Source organism: Aquitalea sp. (assembly GCF_030150775.1).
In the GTDB taxonomy this organism is placed as follows: Bacteria; Pseudomonadota; Gammaproteobacteria; order Burkholderiales; family Chromobacteriaceae; genus Aquitalea; species Aquitalea denitrificans.
Genome location: NZ_JASLFG010000025.1, coordinates 119,246 through 143,151 on the forward strand (window position 1 = coordinate 119,246; position 23,906 = coordinate 143,151).

The window sequence follows — 23,906 nt, forward strand, 5'->3', positions numbered from 1 at the left end:
CCCCCTTCCTGCGCATTTCCTGATGGCAAAAATAAAAACTGTTTTCAGCTGCACCGAGTGCGGCGGCCAAGTGCCGAAATGGCAGGGCCAGTGTCCGCATTGTTCCGCCTGGAACACCCTGGTCGAGGCAGTATCCACGCCAGCCGCCAGCAACCCCCGTTTTCAATCCTGGTCCACCACCAATGCCCGTGTGCAGGTGCTGTCCGAGGTCAAGACCGAGGAAGTCCCGCGTGACCCTTCCGGCATCGATGAACTGGACCGCGTGCTGGGTGGCGGCATCGTGCGCGGTGCCGTCATCCTGATCGGCGGCGATCCCGGCATCGGTAAATCCACCTTGCTGCTACAGGCGCTGGCGGTGATCGGCAAACGGCGCAAGGTGCTGTATGTGTCGGGTGAGGAGTCGCCGCAGCAGATTGCCCTGCGTGCCTCGCGGCTGGCAGTAGACCCCAGCCAGGTAAACCTGCTGGCGGAAATCCGGCTGGAAGCCATTCAGGAAGTGCTCAAGCAGGAGCAGCCTGATGTTGCCGTGATCGACTCCATCCAGACCCTGTACACCGAGCAGGTGACCTCGGCACCAGGGTCGGTGTCCCAGGTGCGCGAATGTGCGGCCCAGCTCACCCGCATGGCCAAGCAGACCGGCACCACCATCCTGCTGGTAGGCCATGTCACCAAGGAAGGCTCGCTGGCCGGCCCGCGCGTGCTGGAACACATGGTGGACACCGTGCTGTATTTCGAGGGTGACTCCCACTCCAGCTACCGCATGATCCGCGCCATCAAGAACCGCTTTGGTGCGGTCAACGAGCTGGGTGTGTTCGTGATGACCGAAACCGGGCTCAAGGGTGTGTCCAATCCCTCGGCCATTTTCCTGTCGTCCTACCGCGACGATGTGCCCGGCTCTTGCGTGCTGGTGACGCAGGAAGGCACGCGCCCCTTGCTGGTGGAAGTACAGGCGCTGGTGGATGACTGTCACGGCATGCAGCCCAAGCGCCTGACCGTGGGTCTGGAGCAGAACCGGCTGGCCATGCTGCTGGCGGTGCTGCATCGCCATGGCGGTGTGGCCTGCTTTGATCAGGATGTATTCCTGAACGCCGTGGGCGGGGTCAAGATCAGCGAACCGGCTGCCGACCTGGCCGTCATCCTGGCCATGGTGTCATCCCTGCGCAACAAGCCGCTGCCGGAAAAACTGGTGGTGTTTGGTGAAGTGGGACTGGCCGGCGAGGTGCGTCCGGTATCCCGTGGGCAGGAGCGGCTGAAAGAAGCGGCCAAGCTGGGCTTTACCCGGGCGCTGATTCCTACTGCCAACAAGCCGCGCCAGCCGATTGAGGGTCTGCAGATCATTACTGTGGACCGGCTGGAGCATGCCGTCGATTTTTGTCGCGGAGACTGAGCATGATTTCCCATGCGGAGCTGGAGGCCGAACTGGGCTATCTGCAGCGCTATGCGCTGGCCCAGTTGCGTGATCGTGATGCCGCCAATGAAGTGGTGCAGGAAACCGTGCTGGCGGCGCTGGAGTCCGGTGACAGCTTCAGCGGCAAATCCAGCCTGCGTACCTGGCTGACTTCCATCCTGCGCTTCAAGCTGATAGACCGGCTGCGGCGCAAGGGCAAGGAGGTGTTGTTTGCCTCGCTGGAAGAAGAAACCGACGATAGCGATTTTGACGGGCTGTTCAGCAAGGATGGCCACTGGCAGGACAAGATCAAGGCCTGGAGCGGCCCGGAAGAGTCCTTGATCTCCCGTCAGTTCTGGGAAGTATTCGAGCGCTGTTCCGAGGTGATGCCGCGCCGTACTGCCATGGCTTTTGTCATGCGCGAGGTGATGGGGCTGGAAATTGCCGAAATCTGTAACAATCTGGACATTACTGCGACCAACTGTTCAGTACTGCTGTATCGCGCCCGCATGAGTTTGCGCGAGTGTTTCGAAATCCGCTGGACCGGGGAGGCCAGGGCATGAAGATCAACTGCCGTCAGGCCAGCCGTTTGATATCGCAAGGGCTGGATCAACCGCTGAACCAGTGGGATCACGTGCGTCTGCGCGTGCATTTGTGGATGTGTGGCAATTGCCGCCAGTTCTCGCATCAGCTGCAAGTGCTGCGCCAGTCGGCCCGCCAGGCCGGGCGGGGAGAATAGGCCGCCGCCAGCTCCTGATGGCCGCTCAGCCCCGGATATAGCAAAGCCGACGTCAGCGTCGGCTTTTTCATGACTGCGTGCGGTGGTCTGGCTAGTGTGCCTGCTTGCTCTGTGTCTGGCGCTGCGGACAGCTGGCGCAAGCCTGTTCGCACAGTCCTGCACCGGTCAGCGATTGCTTGAGCGCACACACCGAGCGGCGGCAGGCAATGAAGCGGATATCCTGTTCTGCCGCCAGCGAACGGAAGTGGCGCATCACGTTGTGACCGAGGAAATCGGTAAACAGGATCAGCAGATCCGTTCCGGCTGGCAGGCGGTCCACCTTGCGCTGGTGCGAGCTGTTACGGCCGCTCAGGTGGCGATGAATATTGATGCCATGGTCCTGTAGCACGTTGGGGATATTGCCCAGGGTATCTGCACCTACCAGCATTGCGTTCATGAGTGGCTCCTGTTTGGATAAGTTTTGCAAATGATAATCATTACTATTTGCAAATGCAAGCTCCGTGACAGTCCATTGTCATTGCTGTGTGGTTGATTGTGTTCGCCGGTAGGCGAAGCTGACGCTCAGGGCAGGGCCTGCACGCGAATCCGCACGCTGTGGCTTTGCTGCCCCTGTTGCTGGTTACCGCCGATCAGCAGGCTTTCCCTGCCCTGGCTGTCCTGCGTGGTGCGGGCAACCTCCAGCCACTCGCCCAGCCTGCCTTCCACCGTGGTGGACAGCTGGCTACCCGTGCGTTGCGCACCGTTGAATGCCTGCTGGCTGACGGCCAGTTCGATGCTGACCCGCTTTCCATTCAGGCGGGGCCTGGCATAAAAGCCGCTGATGGCGTCCTGCCAGCTACTGCCACGCAGCATGCCACCCTGCGGGGTAAGCAATATCCAGGGCAGGGGGCGGCTTTGTACCAGTTGGATAAAGCCGCTACGCCCATCCAGCAAGGTGAGGCTTTGCAGGCTCTGGCCGGATTGGGCGCGGCTATCCTGCCCGGCGGACAGGGTGACGCCATTGCCCGGGCTGCCGGGCATGATGCGGCCTATGCTGATGCTGCCCTGTACCTGCATGCCAGACTGGCTTTGCACACTGCTGCCGTCCTGGCTTACCTCCAGCCGCAGACTGGCCGGGCGCACGTCCAGTTGTCTGGCCAGCGCTGCCAGCTGCTGTTCCCGTGCCGGGCTGGCGTCGATGATCAGCTTGTTGTCCAGCACGCTCAGCCGCTCATCGGCGCGCAGCTGTGGCTGCAGTGCGGCCTGTAGCTCGGCGGCATCGCGCCAGCTCAGATCGACAACCTGCAAGGCCAAAACCGGCGCGCTGGCCAGCAGCAGCGAGAGTAGAAGCAGGGTGCGCATTAGAAATCCTTTCCGGAACGCCAGATCGACCAGATCAGCCACACGCTGTTGAACAGCGCAATCATGAAGCCGATGAAGCCGAAGAAGGGCAGGCCGAACAGCTTGGGCCCGGCGTTCACCGTCATCACGATTGAGGAACCGATGATCAGGCAGCCGGTGACAATGGCCATGGTCAGGCGGTTGGTGCTGCGGTCCAGCTGTTTGCCAAAGCTGTCCAGCCGCTGCAGGTCCAGGTTGATGCGGAACTTGCCTTGGCGGATGTCCTTGGACAGACGCAGGATGTCGCGCGGCAGGCCGGTGAGCATGCCCAGCGTTTCCTGCAGCGTCAGCTTGCCGCGCTTGAGCAGGGTTTTGGGGTGATAGCGCGCGACAATCAGTTCGCGCACGAAGGGCGTGATGTGTTCCACCAGCTGGAAGTCCGGGTCTAGTTGGCGACCCAGTCCTTCCAGCGTGATCAGCGCTTTGAACAACATGGCCATGTCCGGTGGCAGCAGGATGCCGTGGTCGCGAATCAGGGCCATGATGTCGTTGATCAACTGGCTGATATTGAGGTTTTTCAGCGGTACGTGTTCGTACTGGAACATGAATTCGCTGATGTCGTAGGCAAATTTCTGCTCGTCCACCGGGGTGTTGCCGGTCCACTCGATCAGTACATCCATCATTGCATGTTCGTTGCGCTCGCCCAGTGCGGCCAGCAGGTCGACGATTTCATCGCGCCGGCCATGGCTGATGCGCCCCACCATGCCGAAATCGATAAAGGCGATACGGTGTTCCGGCAGGAAGAACACATTGCCGGGATGCGGGTCGGCGTGGAAAAAGCCGTTGAGCAGAATCATCTTCAGCACGGCATCGGCACCATGGCTGGCCAGTGCCACCGGGTCCAGCCCACTGTCGGCCAATTGGTCGAGCCGGCTGGCCGACAGGCCGTCGATATGCTGCTGCACATTGACTGCCGGGTTGGTGAACTCCCAGTACACCTTGGGCACTACCACTTGCGGATCATCGGCAAAGTCGCGGGCAAAGCGCTCCATATTGCGCGCTTCGACGGCCAGGTCCATCTCGCGTTTGAGCGAGCGGGAAAACTGGCTGACGATTTCCACCGGCTGAAAGCGGCGGGCATCGGGAAATTCCATTTCGATCAGCGTGGCCAGATGCGCCAGGATGCGCAGGTCGGCATCCACCTTGTCGACAATGCCGGGCCGACGCAGCTTGACCGCCACATGGCTGCCATCATGCAGGGTGGCAAAGTGAACCTGGGCGATGGAGGCCGAACCGATGGGCTTGTCATCGAAGCTGGCAAACAGCTCTTCCGGCGGTTTGCCCAGTGCCTTGATTACCAGCAGGCGTACCGAAGCCGGGTCCACCGGCGGCACGGTGGACTGCAGCTTTTCGAATTCGGCAATCCAGTCGGCAGAGAAAACATCCACCCTGGTGGAGAGGATCTGCCCCAGCTTGATGAAGGTGGGGCCCAACTCCTCGAAGGCCAGCCGCACCCGCACCGGGGTGGGCAAGCCGGCATCGGCATCCGGCAGGTGCAGGTTCAGCCATTCGCCAGCTTTTTCCATGGCGCGCGGCAGGCGCAGGCGCTGGGCAAACTCTCCCAGACCGTGGCGGATGAGAATGCCACTGATTTCCTTCAGGCGTGGAAGGTCACGCATTGCAACAAGAGTTTCTCTGAGCATGGGCTATCTGGTGTCCAAGTTGGCTTTACACTCCCGTCCCTGTCCGATAGAGTGCGGCCTATGAAATTGCAACTCCGATTACTCGCCGTGATGCTTGCTGGCGTCATGGTTTTTGCCCAGGCCGCACCTGAAAAAACTGCGCAGGACGCACGGCCCAAGGTCGAGGCCTCGGAAGACCCCATTGCCAAGTATGCCTCGCCTGGCGAGGATGCTGTAGGAGATTTGCTGCTGCAGGCCATGAGTCTGCTGGGCGTTGCCTATCGTTTTGGTGGCAATTCGCCGGTCAGCGGGCTGGATTGCAGCGGCTTTGTCCGTTATGTATTCCAGAAATCCCTCAAGGTCAATTTGCCGCGCACCTCGGCCGAGATGGCGCACATTGGCAAGGCCGTTGATAAAAGTGAACTGGTTGCTGGTGATCTGGTCTTCTTCAATACCCGTGGTTTCGCTTATTCCCATGTCGGCATGTATATGGGCAATGGCAAGTTCATCCATGCGCCGCGTACCGGTCGCAATATCGAAGTGGTGAACATGAACCAGAGCTATTGGCAAAGCCGCTGGAATGGTGCACGTCGTATCAACCGCAGCAATGTCAATACAGTTGCCGCTGCTGACCAGGCCGATGCCGGTAATGATGCCGTGGCCTCGCCAAGTGGTGGTGCGGCAGCGCCAAAAATGAAGTGCCGCAAGGGCAAGAAATGCAAGCCCGTTGCCGAAGCGTCCGCCAGCAAGAAAAAGGGTGGCAAGCAGGCCGGCAAGGCGGACAAGAGCAGCAAGCCCGCCAAGGCGGGCAAGTCCGGTCACGGTAAAAAGAAAAAGCCGGCCAACTGAAAGGTTGGCGGTCTGTCATCATCACGATGCCCGCCTGTGCGGGCATTGCGTTTTCAGGAATAGCCAGGCATGGCCATGAATATTGAAATCCCGGTTTGGAAAGACCCGCAGGGCGGCATTGTTGCCTGCGTGGAAAAAATCAAGGTAATGAACGAAAACCTGGAGGAGTTGCAGCAGATGGCGCAGGACGCGCTGGAAGATGCCATCCTGATGGGCTGCGATGAAGGCCAGGTGAAGGACTTTCTGGTACGCCTGATGCAAAGCCTGCACAACCCCTACCAGTCCTGAAAGGCAAGTCGGCATGCAATGGCCATTTGAAGTCCTGATCGGACTGCGTTATCTGCGCGCCAAGCGGCGTAATGGTTTCATCTCCTTCATTTCCCTCATTTCCATCGTCGGCATCGCACTGGGTGTGGCGGCCCTGATCATCGTGCTATCGGTGATGAACGGTTTCCAGAAGGAAATCCGTGGCCGTATCCTCAGTGTGGCCTCGCATGTGGAAATCTCTGCTTTCGATGGCCGGCTGGCGCAGTGGCAGAGCATGGCCAAGGTGGCGGAACGCGATGCGCATGTGCTGGCAGCAGCACCCTTCGTCAACGGCCAGGGCCTGTTTTCTGCCTATGGCAATGTGCGTGGCGGTATGGTGCGCGGCATTGAGCCGGTACTGGAAGATAAGGTGGTGGATGTGGGTCAGCACATGCTGCGTGGCAAGCTGGAGGCGCTCAAGCCCGGCAGCTTCGGCATCGTGCTGGGGGTGGAGTTGGCGCGGCAGCTGAATGTGGGGCTGGGTGACAAGGTGACCCTGTTTACCCCGGAAGGCACGGTCACGCCTGCCGGGATGATTCCGCGCTACAAGCAGTTCACCGTGATTGGCATTTTCAAGGTGGACATGTTCGAGTACGACGCCTCGCTGGCGATGATTCATCTGCAGGACGCGCAGGTGCTGTCGCGCATGGGGGATACCGTCAGTGGCGTGCGGCTGAAGCTGGATGACCCGATGCTGGCCCCGCTGGTCAAGGCCAATCTGCAGCAGGCGCTGGGTCAGCAGGCGCAGGTGAGCGACTGGACCGATACCAATGCCAATTACTTCCGCGCGGTGCAGATTGAAAAACGCATGATGACCATCATCCTCACCCTGATCGTGGCGGTGGCGGCCTTCAATCTGGTGTCCACCCTGGTGATGGTGGTGACTGACAAGCAGGCCGACATCGCCATCCTGCGCACTCTGGGCGCGGCACCGTCCAGCATCATGAAGATTTTCATGATCCAGGGCTCGGTGGCCGGTGTCAGCGGTACGCTGGCCGGGGTGGTCGGCGGTGTTGTCGTGGCACTGAATCTGGACGTGATTGTCCCGTTCATCGAGAAAATACTGGGCACCAAGCTGTTGTCCAGCGAGGTGTACATGATTGATTACCTGCCTTCCGATGTGCAGCTGGGCGATGTCAGCACCATCACCGTGATTGCCCTGCTGCTGGCCTTGCTGGCCACCATTTATCCCAGCTGGCGTGCAGCGCGTACCCAGCCGGCGGAGGCGCTGCGCTATGAGTAATGTGCTGAACTGCCGCAATCTGGGCAAAACCTATAGCGAAGGGCGGCTGAATCTGACCGTGCTGTCCGATGTGTCGCTGAGCGTGGACAAGGGCGAGCGGCTGGCCATTGTCGGCGCTTCCGGTTCGGGCAAGAGCACGCTGTTGCACCTGCTGGGTGGGCTGGATACCCCCAGCCAGGGCAGCGTGGAGGTGCTGGGGCGCGATCTGGCCGGCCTGTCCGAGGCCGAGCGTGGTGTGCTGCGCAACCAGTCGCTGGGCTTTGTTTACCAGTTTCATCACCTGCTGCCGGAATTCTCTGCGCTGGAAAACGTGATGATGCCGCTGTTGATCCGCCGTCTGCCGCGCCAGGAAGCCGAAGAGCGAGCGGCCAGCATGCTGACGCGGGTTGGCCTGGCCCAGCGTCTGCAACACAAGCCGGGCGAGCTGTCCGGTGGTGAACGCCAGCGTGCTGCCATTGCGCGGGCGCTGGTGACCCAGCCGGCCTGCCTGCTAGCGGACGAGCCCACCGGTAATCTGGATTACCAGACCGCCCACCAGGTGTTTGACCTGATGTTGGAGCTGAACGAGGGTCTGGGCACCAGCCTGGTGATCGTGACCCATGATCTGGAGCTGGCAGCCCGTGCACAGCGTACCTTGCGATTGGTTGAAGGCCGTTTGCAGGACGCAGTGCTGAGCGCTTGAGCCGTCAGGGTGCGATACGGAGAAAACAATGCTGTTTGTGCGTGAAGAAATGGATTTTGATCTGGTACTGCAGGCGCTGCAGACCGGCCCCGGGTTGATGCAATTGCTGCTTGGCGTTTTCAGCTTGCTGCTGGGGGTTTTTGCTGCCCGTAGCACCTTCCAGGGCTATTTCCGGCATCATCCCGAGCGCTATGAACGCTTCGTCCCTTACGCGGCCTTCCGGTTGGTGTTGCCTGGTGTGGCGCTGGGTTGCATGCTGTTGAGTATTCTGGGCTGGAACTGGCTGACTCACAGCCGTCCGCACCTGCTGCCACTGTTTACCGCCATGCTGTTCTGGCTGGGGGTGATCCGCCTGTTTACCGCGGTGATGCGCCAGGCGCTGCCGCAAGGCAAATTCGAACGCAATTCGGAACACTTCATTGCCAGTGTGCTGTGGCTGGGCTTTGTCAGCTGGGCCATCGGCTTTGATGATGTGATGCTGGACTGGCTGCAGTCGGTATCCTTCAGTGTGGGTAAAACCCATCTGGACTTGCTCACCATCCTCAACGCCATGCTGTGGGTGTCCATCATCGTGGTGGTGGCTTTGTGGGTCAGCCGTGTGCTGGAAGCCCGTGTGATGGGTCTCAAGCACATGGACCTGTCCTTGCGCATCGTGTTTGCCAAGATGGCGCGTACCTTGTTGATTGTGGTGGCGGTGCTCATCGCCCTGCCAGTGGTGGGGATAGACCTCACCGTGCTGTCGGTATTTGGTGGCGCGCTGGGTGTGGGGCTGGGTTTCGGTCTGCAGAAGATTGCCAGCAACTATGTGTCCGGCTTCATCATCTTGCTGGACCGCTCCATCCGCATTGGCGACCGCCTGATGGTGGACAACCGCGTTGGCTACGTCACGCGCATTACCTCGCGCTACGTGGTGCTCAAGAGCGCCGATGGCTCGGAAGCACTGGTGCCGAATGACGCGCTGATTTCCAATACCGTGATCAACCAGTCCTACTCGGACAAGGCAATGTGGATCAGTCTACCTATCCAGGTGGATTACGGTACCGATCTTGACCAGGCGCTGGCGGTATTGCGTGAATCTGCCGCAAACCCGCGGGTACAGGCCGACCCGGCACCAGCCGCCTTTGTCACTGCCTTTGCCGATAGCGGCATTAATCTGGAACTGGGCATTTGGGTCAAGGACCCGGAAAACGGTTTCATGGGCTTGCGTTCGGAAATCTACCTGGCCATCTGGCGTCGTTTCAAGGAACTGGGAATCGAAATTCCTTATCCGCAGCGGGATGTGCGGATTGTCAGCGATGTGGCCGTGGCGCTGCCCGGCAAGGGAGAACAGGCATGAGCGGCAAAAAACTGGCCATCGTGGATGATGATGCTGCCGTCAGGCAGGCGCTGATCTGGCTGCTGGATGGCCAGGGTTATCAGGTGAGCGGTTTCGAGAGCGCCGAGGAGTTTCTGGCCACCGGCCCGGACATCAGCTTCAACGGCTTGATTGTCGACCTGCGCATGTCCGGCATGTCCGGCATCATGCTGCTGGAGCGACTGGCTGATCTGGCCTATTGCCCGCCGGCCATCATGCTTACGGCACATGGCGATGTGCCGCATGCAGTGGCCGCCATCAAGCTGGGCGCGCTGGATTTCATGGAAAAGCCCTTCGATGACGAAGTGCTGCTGGCGCGTGTGGAGAAAATGCTGCGGCAGGACGAAGCCAACCGTGCCAGCCATGCCCGCCGCCAGCGCGTGGGTGGACTGCTGGCACAGCTCACCGAGCGCGAGAAGGAAGTGATGCAACTGATTTTGCTGGGCAAGCTCAACAAGCAGATTGCAGAAGATCTCTCCATCAGCATGAAAACGGTGGAAGTCCACCGCTCGCGCGTATTCGAGAAAATGGGCGTCAAATCAGCGGTGGAGCTGGCAGGCCTGCTGGCCGCCAGTCAAGCTGATAATGGCGGGGGCCGCAACGATGGGCACTAAGCAACCGGTGTCGGTGCTGGTGGTGATCCACACCATGGATGGCCAGGTCTTGCTGATCGAACGGGCGGACAAGCCAGGCTACTGGCAATCAGTCACCGGCAGCCGTGAAGGCAGCGAAAGCCTGCTGGATACCGCCCGGCGCGAACTGTTGGAAGAAACTGCGCTGGATGCCCACCAGCACGTGCTGAGCGACTGGCAGCTGCATAACCGCTACGAAATCTACCCGCACTGGCGTCATCGCTATCCTGCCGGGGTCACGCATAACGACGAGTACGTGTTTGGTCTGCAACTGGCGCAGCCGCAAAGCGTGCAACTGGCTCCGGGCGAGCACACCGCCCAGCAATGGCTGCCGTGGCAGCAGGCGGTCGAGCTGGTGTTTTCCCCTTCCAATGCCGCCGCCATTCGCATGCTGCCCAGCCGGCTTGGCCTGGTATAAGCCTCAAGGGTGCAGCAGGTAGCCGCAGAGTGCCGCGACTGCCATCACCCGAATGATGCCCAGCTTGTAACGCAACAAGGCCACCGCAGTGGCCAGTGCAATCAGCAGTGCCGTCCAGTCCGGACCCGCCTGCCAGCCATGCGGCCACAGCGCCTGCCAGCCAAAAAACAGCGCCAGATTGGCAATCACTCCGACTACCGCCGCCGTGATGGCGCTTAGCGGTGCCGTGAGCGCCTGACTGCCGTGGCTGCGTTCGATCAGCGGCCCTCCGGCCAGGATGAACAGGAAGGATGGCAGGAAGGTAAACCAGGTCACCAGCGTGGCAGCCAGGCTGCCGGCCAGCCCGGGTGGCAGGTTACCCACATGCTGGTAGCCGCCGACGAAGCCGACAAACGCCACCACCATGATCAGCGGACCCGGCGTGGTTTCACCCAGCGCCAGGCCATCCATCATCTGCCCGGCGCTCAGCCAGCCGTAATGCGCCACCGCACCCTGATACACATAGGGCAGTACCGCATAGGCACCGCCAAAGGTCAGCAAGGCTGCCTTGGTAAAGAACCAGCTCATCTGAGTGAAGGGATGCTGCCAGCCCAACTGGCTGTAAAGCAGCAGCATGGGGGCGAACCACAGCAGGCAGCCGGCCAGTAGCACCCGCAATAGCCCGCTGCGGCTGAAACGGGCATGGGCTGGTGTTGGGGTGTCATCGTCGATCAGCGCCGGGCCGAAATGCACTCCCGGTTTGCCATGATTGCCTTTGGTCATGGCAAATAACGCCGGCCAGCGGCGGTCGGCCAGCCAGCCAGCCAGCGCGGCGGACAGAATGATCAGTGGAAAGGGCAGGTGAAGTACTGACAGGCCCAGAAAAGCAGCCAGCGCCAGCAGCCATAGTGCGCGGTTTTTCAGTGCCCGCTGGCCAATGCGCAAGGCTGCCTGCAGCACGATGGCAACAATGGCCGGTTTTAGCCCATAAAACAGTCCTACCAGCAAGGGCAGGTGGCCAAAGGCCAGATAAATCCACGACAGGCCGATCAGGATGAGCAGTGAAGGCAGCACAAACAGGCTGCCGGCGATGACTCCTCCCGCACTGCGGTGCATCAGCCAGCCGATATAGGTGGCCAGCTGCTGTGCTTCCGGCCCCGGCAGCAGCATGCAGTAGTTGAGCGCATGCAGAAAGCGCCGTTCGGAAATCCAGCGCCGTTTTTCCACCAGCTCCTGATGCAGGATGGCAATCTGTCCGGCCGGGCCGCCAAAACTGATGAAACCCAGCTTCAGCCAGAAGGAAAAAGCCTGGCGCAGGCTGACGGGGGGTGGCGGCTGATGTTCTGGGGCTTGGCTCATGTGGATCCCGGCTGGTCGTAGAGAGGCTGACTGGATTGTCAGCACTTTAACTGGCAATGACAAACTTCGTCACAAAACAGGCAAGGACAGTAAGCCGACAGTGCCGTTACAATCCGTTTTTCTCTTTATGTAACCTAACTGTCATGTCTGCACTGGAAAGCATCAATCAGGCCTGTTTCCTGCTCGTCAACGCAACGCCGGCCTCTTCGGCATTGATGATCAAGCTGGCCATCTTTTTTGCCAAATACCTGATCCTGCTGATTCCGGCCATGCTGCTGCTGATGTGGGTATGGGGTGATGCATCCCAGCGCGAGCGCGCGCTCAAGGTGTTGAGCAGCGTTGCCCTTGCCTTGCTGTTTAACCTGCTGATCGGTGCCTTGTGGGATCACCCGCGTCCCTTCGCCATCGGCCTGGGTTATCGCTTTATCGATCATGTGGCAGACCCGTCCTTTCCCAGTGATCACGCAACCATTTTTGCCACCACCGCCTTTGCCTTCTGGCTGGCTGGCAAGTCGGGGCTGGGGCAGCTGCTGCTGGGGCTGACCGTACTGGTGGGGCTGTCGCGTATTTATCTGGGCGTGCATTGGCCGCTGGACATTCTGGGTGGCATATTGTTGTCGCTGCCCTATAGTTGGCTGCTGCACAAGGCTTGGCCCTTGTTTGGTTCGCGCCTGTTTACCGTGCTCAATCACAGCTACCGTTGCCTGCTGGCCAAGCCGATTGCACGTGGCTGGCTCAAGGCTTGAGTAGCGGTTTGCACCGTATGAAAAAACGAGGCATAGGCCTCGTTTTTTCATGGTTACTGGCCGGTCAGTTCAGGCCATCAGCTGCCGCCAGCCCTGCACCATCATTACCAGCGCAATCACCATCATCAGCAGGCTGGACAGATAGGGCAGGCGTCGTGCCACGCCATCCAGCCAGCCCATTTTCTGTCCCAGCTTCTGGGCTCCCCAGGCAGCAATCACCCCGACGCTGACCAGCGAAATTGCCAGCCCCAGGCTGAAGGACGCCACCATGGTGATCCCCAGTGCCACCCGCTTGAGCTGCAGGCACAGCAGCAGGATGGTGACCGAGGCCGGGCAGGGCATCAGGCCACCGGTCAGGCCAAACAGGGCAATCTGGCCGGTGCTGACCGGCTGGCCGGCAAAGCGGCGGGCAATTTCATCAGCATGGGCTTTTTCGTGGGCATCCTGATAGCCCGATTCCGGTTGACTTTGCCGTGACAACTGGCGGCCTGTCGTGATTGCCGGTCGCATGGCCGCAGCCCTGCTGCCCTGCTGGCGGTAGCGCTGTGCGGCGGGAGCACCGATACGGACGGCAAAACGGTGACTGTGATCGCCATGCTGCATGTCCAGCGTGACATCAAACCGGTGTGGTTCCGCCGTTGTGCTGGCTGATTGCAGATAGTCGCCCTGCTGTTGCAGTACATGGGTTTCTTCACTGCCATCATCGCGCCACAGCTGCAATACATAGCGCACATCGGCAGCAGGACGCTGTGGCCGCATGTGCGGGGTGTAGCAGTAAAGGCGGAAGTGCGCGGGTGCACTGGTGTCCAGCAGTAACTCCACCACGCCATGTCCGGTATTGATGACCTTGCCGCCATGCGGTGCCTGTTGCCAGGCGCGGGCTGCCAGATTATCCAGCCGTGTGCGCCAGAGCATCCAGCCGGCAATGCCTAGCACGATCAGGCCGGAGAACAGCAGCAACCATGGCTCGGCCTGCTCCACCAGCAGCTGGTTGCCAAAGTGCAGGGCAGCAGCAGCCAGCAGCCAGACCACCAGCGAATGCGACAGCGCCGCGCACAGGCCCAGCAGCACGGCCTGGGCGATGCTGCCGCGGATGGCGATGATGAAGGATGCCATCAGGGTTTTGGAATGCCCGGGTTCCAGCCCGTGCAAGGCCCCCAGGATGATGGCGCTGGGAATGAACAGCCACAGGTTGCTGGAACCTTGCTGTATCAGTTGTAAAAGAGGTGGCATGATGTCGGATTCACAATGAACATTGCCTGGCAATATACTCCACCCCAGTATATTTTGAGAAAGAAATTGCAGCATGGGACATACCGTCAAAGGAAAAAAGCCATTACTGGCACGGGTAAGACGCATCAAAGGGCAGGCCGCTGCCATTGAGCGCGCGCTGGAGGAGGGGGAGGAGTGCATGGCAGTGCTGCAGCAGATTGCCGCCATCCGCGGTGCCGTCAACGGGCTGATGGCCGAGGTGCTGGAAGGGCATCTGCGCGAACACCTGCTGCTGGATGGTGCCGCCGCACCAGAGCTGGACCCGGCGCGACAGCAGGAGGTAGATCAGGTAATGCGTATCGTGCGTTCCTATCTCAAGTAAGGGGTATTTGCTTCTACGCCACCTGCTTTGCACTGCTGCCGCTCACCTGGAAGCGGCCCGCCAGTTCACCCAGCATGCTGATGGTGTGGCGGGTATGATCCACGCAGTCCGACAGGCTTTGTTGTGCTACATGCATGGTGGCTGCCACCGTGCCGATTTCCGCCGTGGCACTGGCGTGTTCCAGCCCGCTGTGTGTTAGCTGGTTGATGGTGTCCAGCAGGCTGCGCACGATGTGTTGCACCTCGATGTTTTCTCCAGCAGATGCTTCTGCCAGCTGCAAACCCTGTTCCAGATGGCTCATGCCACTTTGCATGGACTCCACCGCCTCCGCTGCCTGATGCTGCACGCGCTGTATCATGCGATCGATTTCCAGCGTGGACTGGCTGGTACGTTCAGCCAACTTGCGTACTTCGTCCGCTACTACGGCGAAGCCACGACCGCTCTCCCCGGCACGGGCAGCTTCAATGGCGGCATTCAGCGCCAGCAGATTGGTCTGCTTGGCAATTTCCTGAATCAAGCTCAGCACCTGTTCGATCTCGCGGGTGCTATCACTGAGCTGGGCGATGGTCTGGGCAGAACGTCCCACGGTTTCGCGAATGCCCAACGTGCTCTGGTTTACCGTATCCAGCTGCTGGCGTGCCAGCTGGCGCTGTTGCTGCATGGCCTGCTCCATGCCGCTGGCGTTGTGGTTGGCTTGATCCAGCACCTGCTGTTGCTGACCCAGGCCGTCCCGGGTACGGTCCGCGGTACTTAGTACTTGGCTGGCCGCCGTTACCGTGGCGGCATTGTGCTCGGCCATGTCGCGGTTGCGCTGCTGCAGCGACTGGCTTAGCCGTACCAGCTGCCCCAGCGTGCGGTCGAACTGGTCGATCAGACTGTTAACCCACTGCGCCATCACGCCGGTTTCATCTGCCGTCAGCTGGTTGCGCTCTACGCGCAGGGTGAGGTTGCCGTCACCTTCGGCAATATTGCGTACCATGCCGCTGATGCCGCGCAGGCGTTGCGCCAGTGGCCGGGTGAAGCCCTGGCGGTACAGCAGCGCACCAGCCAGCAATAGCAGGATGCCGATCAGCAGCTGTACTGCCGGGCTGGGTGCCAGCAGGCTTTGTGCCGCATAGCCCAGGGCCAGCAGCCCGGCCTGAACGCCGACAAAGCCCTTCATCAGTTGCTGGCTGACCGAGCGGTAACGGTAAACCTCGGCTAGGTCGGCCTCGCACATGATGCCCCACACGTCTGGCGAGCCTGGCAACTGGAAGCGTATACCCTTGCCGATCACGGGGATATGGCGGTAGTCGGCATAGCCCGGATAGGTGACAAACAGGTTTTCACCGTGGCGGATGGTTTCGCGTACACCAGGGTGCAAATTGCCGGTGGCCGGGTCGTTGAAGATCAGCTCCAGCTCGGTATGCTGCTGTACACGCACCACGCCGTAGGCTGTCTTGATCCCATCTTTCAGGTTGTCGCCGCCGCTGAAGGTGCGGTCCTCGAAGCGTGAGCGGGACAGAGCAGTGCCTGGCGCAATGGCTGAGTCAAAGCGCGACTGCACCATGAACAGATAGTTATCACCGGACTCATGAAAGATATGTCCGGCCTCGCGCTGGATCAGGTCGCCAAGCACGTCGTTGGGCAGGCGTGCACACAGGCAGGCATCAAGCTGCCCGGGCAGACGCACAGGCAGCATGAACAGCAGGGTGATTGCATCATGAAAAGTCGAACTGCGCGGCCCCAGTTGCAAGGTGCGGGCATCGCGATACGGGCCAAGCAGAAAGCGCTGCTTGCATCCATGGTCCAGTGCGGTGGCATACGGCCCTGGCAGATCCTGAAACAGGCCATGGCTACCCGCCAGCAGCTGCTTGTCCTGCTGCAGAATGAACAGTTCGGTAAAGTCGCTCAAGGCATCCAGCTGGCGCGCCAGTTCGCCCTGCAATTGCGGGCTGTCGCAGGCTGACAGTCGCAGCGCTATGCCTTCAAGTTGCTGCCATTGCTGCTCTGCCCACTGTTGCAGGATCTGTACCCGCAGCCGGGCAAAATTGTCAAAAACGCTTTCCAGTGCCTGATAGCGATCCTGGTTGTAAAAACAGGCCAGCCGCATTGCCAGTTTTCCGCTGCTGCCTGTCCAGGGCAGCCAGCGTTTTTCTTCCGGGCTCAAGGCCATGCGATGACTGGTCAGATTCATTACAGCTCTCCTGCGGCAATTGAAAGACAGTGGCAAGTATGTGCCGGTGTCGTATCTAGTAGATTGCATGCCTGATTTTGCCATCATTTAACAGAAAATAATTGCAAATGCGGCTATTTGTAAGCAATTGCATACAATGTTCTTTATGCAGTGCGTATTTGTGGTGCAAAAATTCCATGCTGGTGCATGACTGCGTATGATTGGTGCAAGTCGATCCTTGCTTGTCGCGCGTCAAAATCTGACATTTTTTGAATAATTGACTGGCGCGATACCCCCTGCTTGCGCTATGGATATCCCATGAAGCCGCTGAACATCACTACCTACAACATCCATAAGGGAATGTCTCCGCTAAACCGGCATTTGCGGGTCAACGAGATTGCCCATGCGCTGGAAGCCCTCGCGCCTGATCTGCTGTTCCTGCAGGAGGTGCAAGGCAAGAACCTGCTGCGTTCCTTGCGGCACGAGGGCTGGCCCATTCTGCCGCAACATCACTATCTGGCGCGGCGGCTGGATCACAAGGTGGTGTATGGCCTGAATGCCGCTTATGAGCATGGCCATCATGGCAATGCGGTACTGTCGCGTTATCCCATCATCGAATGGTGCAACCGCGATATTTCGGTCAACCGTTTTGAAAGCCGGGGGGTATTGCACTGCATGATGCTGCCCAAGGGCTGGAGCCAGCCGGTAGCTGCTTTATGTGCGCATCTGAATCTGCTGGCGCGCGACCGGCGCAAGCAGTATGCCAATCTGGTGCACTATATCCGCGAGGCAATTGCGCCGGATGTACCCATCATCCTGGCCGGTGATTTCAATGACTGGCAGGGCGAGGCCTCCGACTGTCTGAGCGAGGCCGGATTGCAGGAGGTCTTCCTGCAGCATCGTGGCCGGCACGTGCCGAGTTTCCCTGCCCGCCTGCCGGTATTGCCGCTGGACCGCATCTATGTGCGTGGTCTGCGTGTGGTCAGTGCCGAGGTATTGCATGGCCGACCTTGGTCGCGTCTGTCCGACCATTTGCCGCTGACGGCAGCGCTGCTGCCGGCATAGTCGGTTGGGGGGAGGGGGTCTGTTCGATATGAAACATCAGTATTTATCGATTGATAAAACCATGCCGAAATCCTGACTATTCAAGGTTAAACTTGCCGTTTTTCTGCATTTTTTGCTTGTTACTGGCAGGATTGCTGCACTTGGCTTGACGTAATACGAAAATTGATGTTCAATATCACAAATTAATCGCCGATTTGACACAGCTTGCGGGCGTAAAACAGCTAAAGCGTGGGTAAGCAGACCCCGGATTGATTCAGTACCTGCTTATATAATCTTTACCGCATTTCAAAGATTCCATGCACACAGCCCGCCGCAACCATTGGCGGGCTTTGTGCGTTCTGGAGTATTTGAATGATTCATCTGCAAAATATCGGCAAGCGTTTTCGCCGCCCTGATGGTGGCTGGTTTGATGCTGTCTGCGATACCTCGCTGTCTATTGCCCCGGGCGAAGTGTTTGGCCTGATCGGTTTTTCCGGTGCGGGCAAATCCACCCTGCTGCGCCTGATCAATCTGCTGGAGCGTCCCGACAGCGGTGCTGTCATTGTGGCCGGTCAGGACCTGACCGCCATGGACGCACGTGCATTACGCCGTGCCCGCCAGCAACTAGGCATGGTGTTCCAGCAGTTCAACCTGATGGCCAACCGTACCGTGGCCGACAATATCGCCTTTCCACTGGAAATCGCCGGCTGGTCCAAGGCTGATATTGCCAGCCGCGTGATCGAATGTCTGGACGTTGTCGGCCTGGCCGACCGTGCCGGGCACTATCCGGCCCAGTTATCCGGCGGACAGAAACAGCGCGTGGGTATAGCCCGGGCGCTGGCACCGCGTCCCAAGGTAATCCTGGCTGATGAGCCGACATCTGCGCTGGACCCCAAAACCACCCAGTCCATTCTGGACTGTCTGCAGGATATCAACCGGCGCTTTGGTGTCACCGTGGTCATCGTTACCCATGAAATGCACGTGGTGCGTTCCATCTGCCATCGTGCTGCCGTGCTGGATGCCGGCAAGGTGGTGGAGGTGGTGGAGGTGAGTGCGGGTGTGGTGGATGCCCGTTCCGATCTGGCCCGTTCCCTGCTGGAGGCTGCGTAATGGAAGAACTGACTTTTGCCACGGCACTGGCCGACCTGTCTGGCATGGCTCCTGAAATCTGGCAGGCCTGCCGCGAAACCGCGCTGATGCTGGCGGTGGGGCTGGCCGCAGCCATTGTGCTGGGTGGCCCGCTGGGTATCTTGCTTTACCTGTCGCAGCCGGGACAGTTGTTTGCCAACCGCCTGATCAACGGCGTGCTGGGCTGGACGGTCAATCTGGTACGCTCCTTCCCCTTCATCATCCTGATGGTGTCGCTGGTGCCGTTTACCCGTCTGCTGGTGGGCAGCACCATCGGCCCGGTCGCCGCTGCCGTCCCGCTGTCGATTGCCGCGATTCCCTATTTTGCCCGGCTGGTGGAGCAGACGCTGCGTGAGATCCCGCGTGGTGTGGTGGAGGCAGCGGAGGCGATGGGTGCCAGCCCCTGGCAGATCATCTGCAAGGTGCTGCTCAATGAAGCGCGCGCCGGGCTGATTTCCAGCCTCACCATTCTCACCATCAGCTTTCTGAGCTATTCCGCTGTGGCTGGTGTGGTGGGCGGTGGCGGCATTGGTGATCTGGCCATCCGTTATGGTTATTACCGTTTCCAGACCGACGTGATGGTAGCCATGGTACTGCTGCTGGTAGTGATCGTGCAGATCATCCAGTTTGTCGGTAACCGACTGGCGGCACGTCTGGACAAGCGTTAAACCCGATACCCAGACCGGGCGGCACTGTCAGCCCGGCATCGCCGGCCAGATTGCGATGCATGCAGCATGTGGCCGGTCTTCCCTTACCTGATATTGCAAGGAGTTTTCATGCGTAGATACGTTATCAAGGCGCTGGCCGCCTCGTTGCTGTCGCTGGCGGTTGCCAGCCCGGTTCTGGCTGCAGATCCGGCCAAGAAGGAAATCGTGATCGGCACCACCGTGGGTGACTTTGGCGACATGGTCAAGCAGTCGGTCAAACCTATCCTGGAAAAGCAGGGTTATGCGGTCAAGCTGGTGGAGTTCACCGATTATGTCCGTCCCAATCTGGCACTGCAGGAAGGTGCGCTGGATGTGAACGTGTTCCAGCACAAGCCCTATCTGGACAGTTTCGCCAAGGAACACAAGCTGAATCTGAAAGAAGTGTTTCAAGTGCCGACAGCCCCCTTGGGCATTTATCCGGGCAAGCTGAAGTCGCTGAAGGAGGTCAAGGATGGCAGCACCATTTCGGCACCTAACGATCCGTCCAACTTTGCCCGTGCTCTGGTGATGTTAAGCGATCTGGGCTGGGTCAAGCTGAAGCCGGGCGTGAATCCGCTGACTGCATCCGAGCGTGACATCGCTGTCAATGTGAAGAAGCTGAAGATTGTCCAGCTGGAAGCGGCCCAGCTGCCGCGTTCGCGCAGTGACGTGGATTTTGCTGTGATCAATGGCAACTATGCCACCAGTTCCGGCATCAAGCTGACCGAAGCCATTTTCCAGGAAAAGAGCTATGCCTACATCAACTGGGGTGTGGTGCGTGCTGCCGATGCGGGTAAGCCGTGGGCGCGTGACGTGATTGCCGCTTACAACAGCAAGGCTTTCAGCGACTGGGCGAAAAAGAAATACGCGGGCTACAAATTCCCGCAAGGCTGGAAGTAAAGCAGCTGAGGTTTTCATGCCGGCCCGCCAGCGTGGGCCGTGCACTGTTTTCTTGTAACACTCCTGGCTACAAGACTTGAGCGGAGGGCAATGCCCTCCGTCTTTTTTTGTCTGCAAGCAGGTGCGTAGGAGTCATTCGCACACGGTAAACGGAGCCGGGCCATCCACACAGCATGCCTTGGCAGGTCGTTGGCCACTGTGAAACACCGCTTCGATGAAATTGCCGTCCGGATCACGCAGCAGGGGAGTGGATTTCAGGCGTGGGCCGCTGGCATCCTGACCGGCCAGTTGGCCACCAGCGGCAAGACCGGCCTGAAAAAGACGCTGTGGCAAATCCGGATCGCCAGTCTGGAAAGCCAGATGGACATGACTATGCTGCCCGCTCGTCGCTGTAGAGACAAACAGTTCGTCGGCCCAGAAGTAGTCCGGGCCTTCGGCGGTCAGGTCTCGGCCCAGAACCTGCAATACAGCACGGTAAAACTGTTTGCTGGCGGCCAGATCGTGCACAAGCAGATGAACGTGGTCAAACAGTCGACCGTAGTGGTATTCCATGGGACATCTCCTCTGGTGAAGCACCCGGAAATACCGTTGTGGCTAGGTAGCAGGCAGCGGCAGGGCAGCTTCTTTATTGGACAGCTTTTTCCCCATCATACGCCGCTCTATTCACGCTGCCCATGCGTGCTGACAAGCGACTAGCGCGCCAGCCACTCCTCGACAAACTGCTGGCGGAAGCTGAGCAGCCGTGCCAGTCGTTCCGCTGCCATGGCTTTGCCGGCGGCGGTCTGCATCATGTCCGGTAGCTTTGCCAGTTTGACTTCGATATGGTCGAGCGCGTATTCGCGGTCATCCAGTTGCCGGTCCAGACCCAAGGGATTGTCCGGATGTGCCAGCTGCCGGCCCATGCGGCCGGAGGTGTAGAACATGCGGGCCAGGCCGATGCTGCCCAAGGCATCCATGCGGTCGGCATCCTGCACGATCTTGGCTTCGATGCTGCGTGGCGGGATGTTGGCGGAAAAACTGTGTGCTTCAATGGCATGGGCCACGGCTGCGATCCGCTCGGCAGGAAAGCCGTTTTCCGTCAGCAACTGGCTGGCCCTGGCTGCTGCCATGCGCGATGCCTGCTCGCGCTGGGGATGATTCTTGGGCAGGTTGACCAGGTCGTGCAGGTAGCAGGCGGCCAGCACTACCAGCGCATCGGCTTCGACATGCTGCAGCATGATGTGGCGTGCAGCGGCCCATACCCGGTGAAAATGCGTCAGGTCGTGAGCGCCGTCTTTGTCAGGAGCCTGCTGCTGCAACAGCGTAAGCAGTTGTTGTTGCCAGTGCTGCAGCAAGGCATTGCTTTGGGTATTCATGGCCGTATTCCTGTGGGTGGGGCAGGGATTACACCGCTGCAGCCCACCGGCGTCAACCATGTGGGCTGCAGGGGCTGGTCTGCATCTTCAGGCTGACTGCAGGCAGTACTCGCGTGCGATGGCTGCTGCCAGGCGAGCGTTATTTAGCACCAGCTGGATATTGGATGCCAGACTGTTGCCACCAGTCAGCTCGCACACCCGTGCCAGCAGGAAGGGGGTGGATTCCTTGCCGCGGATGCCTTGATCGTCGGCCTCCTGTAGTGCCTGGCTGATGGCACTGTCTATCTTGTTAGCCGGCATGGCGTATTCCGCGGGAATGGGGTTGGCCACCACCATGCCTCCCTTCAGTTCCAGCGCCCACTTTGCCTGCATCGCGGCGGCGATGTCAGCCGGGTGGTCCAGGCGGTAGTCCACCTTGAATGCACTTTCGCGGGTGAAGAAGGCAGGCAGAGTGTTGGTCTGGAAACCTACTACCGGTACGCCATGGGTTTCCAGATATTCCAGCGTCAGACCCAGGTCCAGAATCGACTTGGCACCGGCACACACTACGGTGACTGCGGTCTGGGCCAGTTCTTGCAGATCCGCCGAGATGTCGAAGCTTGTTTCGGCACCGAGGTGTACGCCGCCGATGCCGCCGGTGGCAAACACACGGATGCCGGCCATGGCGGCGATGATCATGGTGGAGGCAACCGTGGTGGCACCGGTCTGGCGTGCGGCCACGATAAAAGGCAGGTCGCGACGGCTGACCTTGACCACTTCGCGGCCGCGTTTTCCCAGCAGTTCGATTTCATCGTGGCTCAGGCCGGCCTTGAGCCGACCGTCAATGATGGCGATGGTGGCAGGTACGGCACCATGGGCGCGCACCTCCGCTTCTACCTGCAGGGCGGTAGCAACGTTCTGCGGGTAGGGCATGCCATGCGAAATGATGGTGGATTCAAGTGCAACGACCGCTTGGCCAGTGGCCAGTGCGGCGGCGACTTCCGGGTGAATATCAAGATGGCTGTTTTGCTTCATGATTGCTCCGCGTATTGCAGGGTAGTGCACATGTGCTGGACCGCTGCCAGCGACAGTGTTGGATTGTTGGTGGCAGTGCAGCCCAGCGTCAGCGCTGCGCAGGCCTGGGCAAACCTAACGGTCTCGTCCAGTGCTTGCTGTTGCAGCCAGCCCCAGGCAAGGCCTGCCATCAGGGCGTCGCCAGCTCCGGTGGTGTTGATGATTTCCACTGCTGGAGCCGGACTCCAGCCCTGAGCCGCCGCGCTGCTGTAGTACACGCCGTCCCCGGCCAGGCTGAGGACGACCTGTACTACGCCCTGCTGATGGAACCAGTTGGCAACGGCGGGGGCATGGCTGGCCTGATCCAGCGGCAGGCCTGACAGGGTGGCGGCTTCCAGCCGGTTGGGTTTCAGGGTGTGGATCTGCCCCAACCAGGGGCGGATGCGTTCGGCCTTGAAGGCCGATACCGTGTCGATGAAAACCGGGGTGTCGCCTGCCTCTGCAAACAGCCAGGCCAGCGCCTCTGCCGACAGGTTGGCATCGGCCATGATCAGCCCGGCGTGGCGTACCAGTTCGCGCTGCGGGGCGAGGCGGGCGGCGTCCAGTCGTGCCAGGATTTCCATGTCGTTGATGGCGATGGCCATATCGCCATCCGGACCATGCAGGGACAGGTAGGTGGAGGTGGCTGCATCCGGCAGCAGCAGCACCGGGCGCACATCTACCCCGGCGCGCTGGGTGGATTCCAGCAGGGCACGGCCATACAGATCATCCCCCACGGCACTGATCAGGCGGCAGTCCGCTCCCAGTCTGGCCAGATTCTCGGCAATATTGCGTGCCACGCCACCGGGTGAGCAACTGACACGTCCCGGATTGGAATCGCCCTGGCGCAGACTGTTGCTGGTACTGCCGCGGATATCCATATTGGCTCCCCCCAGCAGCACCACGTAGGGGGTATCGGCCAGAATGTAGCCCTTGCCCAGGATATGGCCTTTTTGCATCAGCTTCATGATGTGACCGGCCACGGCGGAGCGGCTGATGCTTAGCTGATCAGCCAGTTCTTGCTGGGGAATCAGCGGGTCCTGACGCAGTAGCTGCATAATTTCCTGCTCGCGCTCAGTCATAAACAAGTGTCCGTATTGCAAACATTTGTTTATGTTAATGGTCGCCAAGCAGCAGGGTCAAGCCAGTCTGTCCTGTAACAGGCGTTTTGGCTTGCATTTGTTGCACGGGGATAATGAAACGGAGCTATAACTCCGGTACTGCTTACGCAGCGACTGGCGTAAGCAGCCTTTCACCGGGGAAGGTGAATAACCCGTTCGCAGGCTGGACGGGTTTCTTTTTTGCCGTTGCCAATG

26 protein-coding genes are annotated in these 23,906 nt (G+C 59.8%); 16 read left to right on the plus strand and 10 right to left on the minus strand.

Annotated features, from left to right (window positions below):
* Positions 1-22 precede the first annotated feature (22 nt).
* Genes radA through QVF59_RS08470 form a run of 3 tightly spaced genes read left to right on the plus strand, consistent with a single transcriptional unit; the run spans position 23 to position 2,126 of the window.
* Positions 23-1,387, plus strand: a complete 1,365-nt coding sequence (gene radA, locus QVF59_RS08460; protein ID WP_287878866.1) for a DNA repair protein RadA — start codon at positions 23-25, stop codon at positions 1,385-1,387.
* Between the two features lie 2 nt (positions 1,388-1,389).
* Positions 1,390-1,950: a sigma-70 family RNA polymerase sigma factor gene (locus QVF59_RS08465; protein ID WP_287878868.1), complete on the plus strand. Its 561-nt coding sequence runs from the start codon at positions 1,390-1,392 to the stop codon at positions 1,948-1,950.
* Entirely contained in the window at positions 1,947-2,126 is a 180-nt protein-coding gene (locus QVF59_RS08470; RefSeq protein ID WP_159878394.1) for a zf-HC2 domain-containing protein, read from the plus strand. The genes QVF59_RS08465 and QVF59_RS08470 overlap by 4 nt, the downstream gene beginning before the upstream one ends.
* A 91-nt stretch (positions 2,127-2,217) precedes the next feature.
* Here QVF59_RS08470 and QVF59_RS08475 read toward each other — a convergent pair whose 3' ends face one another.
* From QVF59_RS08475 to QVF59_RS08485, 3 genes are all read right to left on the minus strand, one after another.
* The gene (locus QVF59_RS08475) at positions 2,218-2,562 is read right to left on the minus strand and encodes a DUF2325 domain-containing protein (protein ID WP_287878871.1); all 345 of its coding nucleotides are present in this window, start codon (positions 2,560-2,562) and stop codon (positions 2,218-2,220) included.
* A 125-nt stretch (positions 2,563-2,687) separates the two neighbouring features.
* Positions 2,688-3,467 carry a hypothetical protein gene (locus QVF59_RS08480; RefSeq protein ID WP_287878873.1) on the minus strand — a complete coding sequence of 260 codons (780 nt, stop codon included), beginning with the start codon at positions 3,465-3,467 and terminating at the stop codon, positions 2,688-2,690.
* Positions 3,467-5,149 carry an ABC1 kinase family protein gene (locus QVF59_RS08485; protein ID WP_287878875.1) on the minus strand — a complete coding sequence of 561 codons (1,683 nt, stop codon included), beginning with the start codon at positions 5,147-5,149 and terminating at the stop codon, positions 3,467-3,469. Before QVF59_RS08485 ends, QVF59_RS08480 begins: the two co-directional genes overlap by 1 nt.
* Before the next feature lie 60 nt (positions 5,150-5,209).
* Between QVF59_RS08485 and QVF59_RS08490 the strand changes: the two genes are divergently transcribed.
* The 7 genes from QVF59_RS08490 (at position 5,210) to nudB (ending at position 10,612) form a co-directional block, all read left to right on the plus strand.
* On the plus strand, positions 5,210-5,977 hold the full coding sequence (locus tag QVF59_RS08490; RefSeq protein ID WP_159878386.1) for a C40 family peptidase: 768 nt from the start codon (positions 5,210-5,212) through the stop codon (positions 5,975-5,977).
* Positions 5,978-6,052: 75 nt separating this feature from the next.
* The gene (locus tag QVF59_RS08495) at positions 6,053-6,265 is read left to right on the plus strand and encodes a hypothetical protein (protein ID WP_089083135.1); all 213 of its coding nucleotides are present in this window, start codon (positions 6,053-6,055) and stop codon (positions 6,263-6,265) included.
* Positions 6,266-6,278: 13 nt separating this feature from the next.
* The gene (locus QVF59_RS08500) at positions 6,279-7,526 is read left to right on the plus strand and encodes a lipoprotein-releasing ABC transporter permease subunit (protein ID WP_159878384.1); all 1,248 of its coding nucleotides are present in this window, start codon (positions 6,279-6,281) and stop codon (positions 7,524-7,526) included.
* A complete protein-coding gene (gene lolD, locus QVF59_RS08505) occupies positions 7,519-8,208 on the plus strand; it encodes a lipoprotein-releasing ABC transporter ATP-binding protein LolD (protein WP_159878382.1) in 690 nt (229 codons plus the stop codon). Before QVF59_RS08500 ends, lolD begins: the two co-directional genes overlap by 8 nt.
* 28 nt (positions 8,209-8,236) lie before the next feature.
* Positions 8,237-9,544 (plus strand): mechanosensitive ion channel family protein, encoded by a 1,308-nt coding sequence (locus tag QVF59_RS08510; protein WP_287878878.1) that lies wholly within the window; start codon positions 8,237-8,239, stop codon positions 9,542-9,544.
* The gene (locus QVF59_RS08515) at positions 9,541-10,176 is read left to right on the plus strand and encodes a response regulator transcription factor (protein ID WP_159878378.1); all 636 of its coding nucleotides are present in this window, start codon (positions 9,541-9,543) and stop codon (positions 10,174-10,176) included. Before QVF59_RS08510 ends, QVF59_RS08515 begins: the two co-directional genes overlap by 4 nt.
* Positions 10,166-10,612 (plus strand): dihydroneopterin triphosphate diphosphatase, encoded by a 447-nt coding sequence (gene nudB, locus QVF59_RS08520; RefSeq protein ID WP_287878881.1) that lies wholly within the window; start codon positions 10,166-10,168, stop codon positions 10,610-10,612. The genes QVF59_RS08515 and nudB overlap by 11 nt, the downstream gene beginning before the upstream one ends.
* A gap of 3 nt (positions 10,613-10,615) precedes the next feature.
* Here nudB and chrA read toward each other — a convergent pair whose 3' ends face one another.
* Positions 10,616-11,950 carry a chromate efflux transporter gene (gene chrA, locus QVF59_RS08525; protein WP_287878883.1) on the minus strand — a complete coding sequence of 445 codons (1,335 nt, stop codon included), beginning with the start codon at positions 11,948-11,950 and terminating at the stop codon, positions 10,616-10,618.
* A 143-nt stretch (positions 11,951-12,093) separates the two neighbouring features.
* Here chrA and QVF59_RS08530 point away from each other — a divergent pair, with 143 nt between their 5' ends.
* Complete coding sequence (locus QVF59_RS08530; RefSeq protein ID WP_159878372.1) at positions 12,094-12,696, plus strand: phosphatase PAP2 family protein; 603 nt, start codon at positions 12,094-12,096, stop codon at positions 12,694-12,696.
* A gap of 69 nt (positions 12,697-12,765) precedes the next feature.
* On the opposite strand, the gene QVF59_RS08535 is transcribed toward QVF59_RS08530, so the two are convergent.
* A complete protein-coding gene (locus QVF59_RS08535) occupies positions 12,766-13,929 on the minus strand; it encodes a HoxN/HupN/NixA family nickel/cobalt transporter (protein WP_287878886.1) in 1,164 nt (387 codons plus the stop codon).
* A 73-nt stretch (positions 13,930-14,002) separates the two neighbouring features.
* On the opposite strand from QVF59_RS08535, the gene QVF59_RS08540 reads away from it, so the two are divergent.
* Positions 14,003-14,290: a metal/formaldehyde-sensitive transcriptional repressor gene (locus QVF59_RS08540; RefSeq protein ID WP_159878368.1), complete on the plus strand. Its 288-nt coding sequence runs from the start codon at positions 14,003-14,005 to the stop codon at positions 14,288-14,290.
* 13 nt (positions 14,291-14,303) lie between these two features.
* Here the strand turns inward: QVF59_RS08540 and QVF59_RS08545 are convergent, their stop codons facing one another.
* Complete coding sequence (locus tag QVF59_RS08545; RefSeq protein WP_287878888.1) at positions 14,304-16,466, minus strand: methyl-accepting chemotaxis protein; 2,163 nt, start codon at positions 16,464-16,466, stop codon at positions 14,304-14,306.
* 297 nt (positions 16,467-16,763) lie between these two features.
* Between QVF59_RS08545 and QVF59_RS08550 the strand changes: the two genes are divergently transcribed.
* From QVF59_RS08550 to QVF59_RS08565, 4 genes are all read left to right on the plus strand, one after another.
* Positions 16,764-17,510, plus strand: a complete 747-nt coding sequence (locus QVF59_RS08550) for an endonuclease/exonuclease/phosphatase family protein (RefSeq protein ID WP_159878358.1) — start codon at positions 16,764-16,766, stop codon at positions 17,508-17,510.
* 351 nt (positions 17,511-17,861) lie between these two features.
* Positions 17,862-18,599 (plus strand): methionine ABC transporter ATP-binding protein, encoded by a 738-nt coding sequence (locus QVF59_RS08555; RefSeq protein ID WP_159878356.1) that lies wholly within the window; start codon positions 17,862-17,864, stop codon positions 18,597-18,599.
* Positions 18,599-19,285 carry a methionine ABC transporter permease gene (locus tag QVF59_RS08560; protein WP_159878354.1) on the plus strand — a complete coding sequence of 229 codons (687 nt, stop codon included), beginning with the start codon at positions 18,599-18,601 and terminating at the stop codon, positions 19,283-19,285. The genes QVF59_RS08555 and QVF59_RS08560 overlap by 1 nt, the downstream gene beginning before the upstream one ends.
* 108 nt (positions 19,286-19,393) lie before the next feature.
* The gene (locus tag QVF59_RS08565; protein ID WP_159878352.1) at positions 19,394-20,203 is read left to right on the plus strand and encodes a MetQ/NlpA family ABC transporter substrate-binding protein; all 810 of its coding nucleotides are present in this window, start codon (positions 19,394-19,396) and stop codon (positions 20,201-20,203) included.
* A gap of 132 nt (positions 20,204-20,335) precedes the next feature.
* Here the strand turns inward: QVF59_RS08565 and QVF59_RS08570 are convergent, their stop codons facing one another.
* From QVF59_RS08570 to QVF59_RS08585, 4 genes are all read right to left on the minus strand, one after another.
* Entirely contained in the window at positions 20,336-20,755 is a 420-nt protein-coding gene (locus QVF59_RS08570) for a VOC family protein (RefSeq protein WP_287878890.1), read from the minus strand.
* A 140-nt stretch (positions 20,756-20,895) separates the two neighbouring features.
* Positions 20,896-21,558 carry an HD domain-containing protein gene (locus tag QVF59_RS08575; RefSeq protein WP_287878891.1) on the minus strand — a complete coding sequence of 221 codons (663 nt, stop codon included), beginning with the start codon at positions 21,556-21,558 and terminating at the stop codon, positions 20,896-20,898.
* Between the two features lie 87 nt (positions 21,559-21,645).
* Complete coding sequence (locus QVF59_RS08580; RefSeq protein ID WP_287878892.1) at positions 21,646-22,572, minus strand: pseudouridine-5'-phosphate glycosidase; 927 nt, start codon at positions 22,570-22,572, stop codon at positions 21,646-21,648.
* Complete coding sequence (locus QVF59_RS08585) at positions 22,569-23,672, minus strand: PfkB family carbohydrate kinase (protein WP_287878895.1); 1,104 nt, start codon at positions 23,670-23,672, stop codon at positions 22,569-22,571. Before QVF59_RS08585 ends, QVF59_RS08580 begins: the two co-directional genes overlap by 4 nt.
* Positions 23,673-23,906: the final 234 nt, after the last annotated feature.